Origin of the sequence: Bradyrhizobium sp. (assembly GCF_035484855.1) — a bacterium.
Lineage (GTDB): Bacteria > Pseudomonadota > Alphaproteobacteria > Rhizobiales > Xanthobacteraceae > Bradyrhizobium.
In genome coordinates this window covers 1-4,417 of sequence record NZ_DATHOP010000134.1, presented here as the reverse complement: position 1 = coordinate 4,417, position 4,417 = coordinate 1, and the positions used below count along the sequence as shown (strand labels likewise).

Here is a 4,417-nt window from a genome sequence, read left to right as displayed (position 1 = left end):
GCCGCAGCGGCGTGCCGGACAGCGCGCGGGTGCCGGCGGTGCGGGCGGGCGGAATACCAGGCCAGTCGGCTATCTCTGGGTCGGGATTGTCGAGGTCGGGAATGTGGACTTGCCGGTTTTCGCCCAACACCGTGCTCGGCAGGTTCCGCGCACCAAGCCGCAATTGGGTTGCCGAAACCTCCATGCTGATTCGTTTCCCGCTGGGACCGACGTTGATCGTCTGACTCCATTCATCGCCCCGGGCGATGCGGATCTGCACGCTCGAGGCCCCGAACAGGCGCGCGGTGGTCTCGGCGATCTGCTGCAACGAGTGCTCGGCGTCGTTCGTAGTGCTGGCGATGACGCGCAGGATCTCCGACGACGCGGTCTGCCGCTCCAGCGCCTCCTGGGTCTCGTTGAACAGGCGTGCGTTCTGGATGGCGATCACAGCTTGATCGGCGAATGCCTGGATGAGAGCCAGCTGCCTTTCCGAGAACCTGAATCCGGCCTGCGGGTGGGTAAAGATGATCGTGCCGATGCCTTGCTCCTGATCGACCAGCGGCACGAATGTGATGGATCGAAAGCCACCCGCGGCCGCTGCGTTGCGCGTAAACTCCGGCGTATCGGGGGAAGCGACATCGGGAATCTCGATGATGCGACGCTCGTGAATGGCACGCGCGGAAGGTGCGCGGTCGCGATCGAACGGAATCGGATATACCGCGCGGGTCCGGTCGACATCAAAGCCGGAGATCGAAGCTGCCGTCGCATTCCAGTGCAGCTTGTCATCCTTCAGAGTTGTAATCGTCGCCGAGCAAGGCTCGAACAGCTTCGCTGCGCTGCCGACGATCGCCTCGAACACCGGCTGCACGTCATCAGGCGAACCCGCGATCACTTTCAGAATTTCGGCCGTGGCGGTCTGCCGCTCCAGCGCCTCCCTGGTCTCGTTGAACAGACGGACGTTCTCGATGGCGATGACGGCCTGGTCGGCGAAGGTCTGCAACAATTGAACATGATGGTCGGCGAACGCGCCGGGCTGAACGCGCGTCACCGCAATGAAGCCGATCGACACGCTGTCCTTCATCAGCGGAGCGAACAGCATACTGCGGAAGCCGCGCGCCCGTGCAATGTACATAATCTCGTTCGACAAGGTTTCGGTGTCGGGGATTTGCGTGACTTCGCCGGCCTGCGCCATTTTAAACGGGGGGAAATCGGCAATGGGGCGAGGGAAAGTAGCCTGCAATGCCTCATCGGCGGCGGGGTTTGTCGGCGTGAATGCTTTCAGGTAAGCGATACCATCGATGAAACGGAATACGGTGCTGGCGAATCCGCCAATCAGCCGGTTGGCGCTGGCTGCAATGGCATCGAATACCGGCTGCACATCCGACGGCGAGGAGGCGATCACCCTGAGGACTTCGGCCGTCGCTGTCTGCCGCTCCAGCGCCTCCTTGGTCTCGTTGAACAGCCGCGTATTTTCGATCGCGATCAGGGCCTGGTCGCGGAAGGATTCGGCGAGCGCGATTTCACTCTCGCCGAACATGCCGGCTTGTTTTCCGATGATCGCGAGCAGGCCGATGCATTCGCTCTCGCGCAGCAGGGGCATGTACAGCGCCGAGTTGGTGCCGTGCAATTCGCGGATGTGGCGCTCGAATTCGGGCAGCTCGATCGATGACCAGTCCGGCAAGTGCAGCGTTTTTTTCGCCACGATCGCACGCGACGGGAAGTTGGCGTCGGGGTCGATCGGCGCTTTCTTGAACTGTGTGATCGGAAGCGGGCCTTGCAATCCGGCTGAGGCCACGGTCCAGAAGCCGGTGGCGTCGCAACGCTGGATGAATGCCCTGTCGCAGCGGAACAGCCGCGCGGCGGTCAGCACGATGGCGTCGAACACGGGTTGCACGTCGGTCGGCGACTGGCTGATGACGCGCAGGATGTCGGAAGTCGCGGTCTGGCGGGACAACGCCTTCTGGGTTTCGTTGAACAGCCGCGCATTCTCGATGGCGATGGCTGCCTGGTCGGCAAAGCTTTGCTGAAGCGCGAGCTCGTCGGCGGTGAAAGGTTCGAGGCGGTCGCGGTGCACGATGAGCGCGCCGATGGCGCGTCCCTCGTGGCGCAGCGGCGTGCCGGACATGATACGGGTGCCGACCGCCCGGGCCGGAGCCAACCCCGGCCACCGGGCCATCGCCGCGGGATCATCGGCGTCCACGACGTGGACCTGCCGGTTTTCGAGATAGACCGCACCGGGCATGAACTGCGGCGTGATCGCGATATGCGCCAGCGGGATCGCTGCGGCGATCCGCTCCGAGCCGGCGCCGACGCGCAGCGTCCGGCCCCAGCGCTCGCCGTCGGCGATCAGCACCGTGACGCTGGATGCGCCGAACAGGCGCTCCGTCGTCTCCGCGATCTGCTGCAATGCGCGCCCAGCATCGCCCGAGGTGCTGGCGATGGCGGTCAGGATCTCGGCGCTGGCGGCCTGGCGATCCCGGGCGGCCCGCAGCTCGGCGTGGAGCCGTGCGTTCTCTTGCCTGAGATCGTCCGTCACATCAGGGGGAAGCGCCGTCATTCACCCAAATCCATTTGCGCAGGCACCGAGCATAGCCGCAGCCAGCCAAAAGCCTCCGATCCGAGCCCGGCTAAGGGGCCGGCCGGTCAATACGGCAGCACAATATCCGATTATCCCGATCCGGACCAATCCGGGCCAGCGCCGTCTTGGGTTGCGGTTAAGGCGAAGCCGAACCGGGGTTAGGTCCCCGGCCTGGAAACCTCCGTTTCCTTCGACGTGATGAACTCCAGCAGCACCGGGATGCCTTCTTTGGTCTTGGCAATGCCGCGCTGGATCGCCGGGATGATGTCTTCCGGCTTCGTCACCCGCTCGCCATAGCCGCCGAAGGCGCGCGCCATGGCGGCGTAGTCGCCTGAGATATCGGTCGAGCGATATTTTTCGGTCGAAATCGGCATCACCTTCAATTCGATCGCCATGCTGAAATTGTTCAGCAGGATGGACATGATCGGAATCCGCTCGCGCACCGCGGTCTCGAAATCCATGCCGGTAAAACCGATCGCGGCATCGCCCCAGACGTTGATGCAGAGCTTGTCGGGTTTTGCCAGTTTGGCGCCCATCGCAAGGCCAAGGCCATAGCCGAGCTGCGTGGTCTTGCCCCAGCCGATATAGGTCAGCGGCTCGACCGGCTTCCAGAACGGCGACAGCTGGTCGCGCGGGCTGCCGGCGTCATGGGTGATGATGGTGTTCTTGATGTCGACGGTGTGCTGCAGATCCCAGAGCACGCGGTAGGGATTTAAGGGCGCGTCGTTGCTGGTTAGTTTGGGCAGCCATTTTGCCAGCCACTCCTTGTGCGACGCCGCGATTTCGGCGGCGACGGCGGAGGCATCGCGATCCGAGGTGACGCTCTTGCCGATCTCCTCCAGCAGCGCGTCGAGCACCAGCCCGGCGTCGCCGACCAGGCCGATTTTGGCCTCGACGTCCTTGTTGAGATGGGCGGGATCGAGCGTCGAATGAATGATGGTCTTGCCCTTGGGCATGGCGATGCCGAAATTGGTCTCCGTGAACGAGCAGCCGATGCCGAAGATCACGTCGGCTTCCGCCAGGAATTTCGGCACCGCCCGCGGCACGGCAAGGCCGCCCGAACCCAGCGAAAGCGGATGCGTTTCGGGGAATGACGACTTGCCGCCGAGGCTCGTGGTGACGGGAATGGCGAGCCGTTCGGCCAGCCGCCTCAGCTGCGGCCAGGCCCTGGCGTAGTGCACGCCCTGGCCGGCATAGAGCACGGGACGTTTGGCTGATATCAACAGCGCCGCGGCTTCCTTGACATGCACGGGATCGGCGCCGTAGCGGGTACGCAGCACCGGGGTGTAGTTCAAAGGCTCCGCCACCTCCTCATTCCACATGTCGGTGGGAATCTCGACGATCACCGGGCCGCCGCGGCCGTTTTTCAACTTCGTGAAGGCGCGGCGGAAGATGTTGCAGACCTCGCTGGCGATCGTGATCGGCTCGGCGGATTTGGCGTACGCCTTCATCGCCTGGCTGGAATTGAAATTCGGGTCGATGTTCGCGATCCGCCGCGGGTAGCCTTGCGGCAGCACCAGCACGGGGACGGACTCGCCGTAGCATTGCGCCACGCCGCCCATGGCGTTTTCCGCGCCGGGGCCGTGCTGCATGCAGAAGGCGCCGATCTTGTGCCCGGAAGTGACGCGCGAGATCGCGTCCGCCATGTGGATGCCGATGCGCTCCTGCCGCACCATGATCGGGCGGATATCGGCGTTGGCGGCATGTTCGATCAGATGATTGACCGGATAGCCGCAGAGGATTTCGATACCCTCGCGTTTCATGATTTCCGCGATCGCGGTGCCGAGCTTCATGCCGATCCCTCCCAGGAAATGGCCGATGTTGGGCTCGGCCTATGCGGGGCTAGTTGGAACAGGAATC

Annotated in this window: 2 protein-coding genes; both read right to left on the bottom strand. The window is 63.8% G+C overall.

From position 1 onward, the window contains the following. Positions 1–2,536: GAF domain-containing protein (locus tag VK804_RS14925; RefSeq protein WP_325371593.1), on the bottom strand; the 2,536-nt coding region annotated here is incomplete at its 3' end. A gap of 179 nt (positions 2,537–2,715) precedes the next feature. Next, positions 2,716–4,350: a thiamine pyrophosphate-requiring protein gene (locus VK804_RS14920; RefSeq protein ID WP_325371592.1), complete on the bottom strand. Its 1,635-nt coding sequence runs from the start codon at positions 4,348–4,350 to the stop codon at positions 2,716–2,718. Positions 4,351–4,417 lie beyond the last annotated feature (67 nt).

What these genes read in the sequence shown, in the direction of transcription:
- VK804_RS14920 (WP_325371592.1), bottom strand. Translation starts at nt 4,350, where the DNA reads ATGAAGCTCGGCACCGCGATCGCGGAAATCATGAAACGCGAGGGTATC.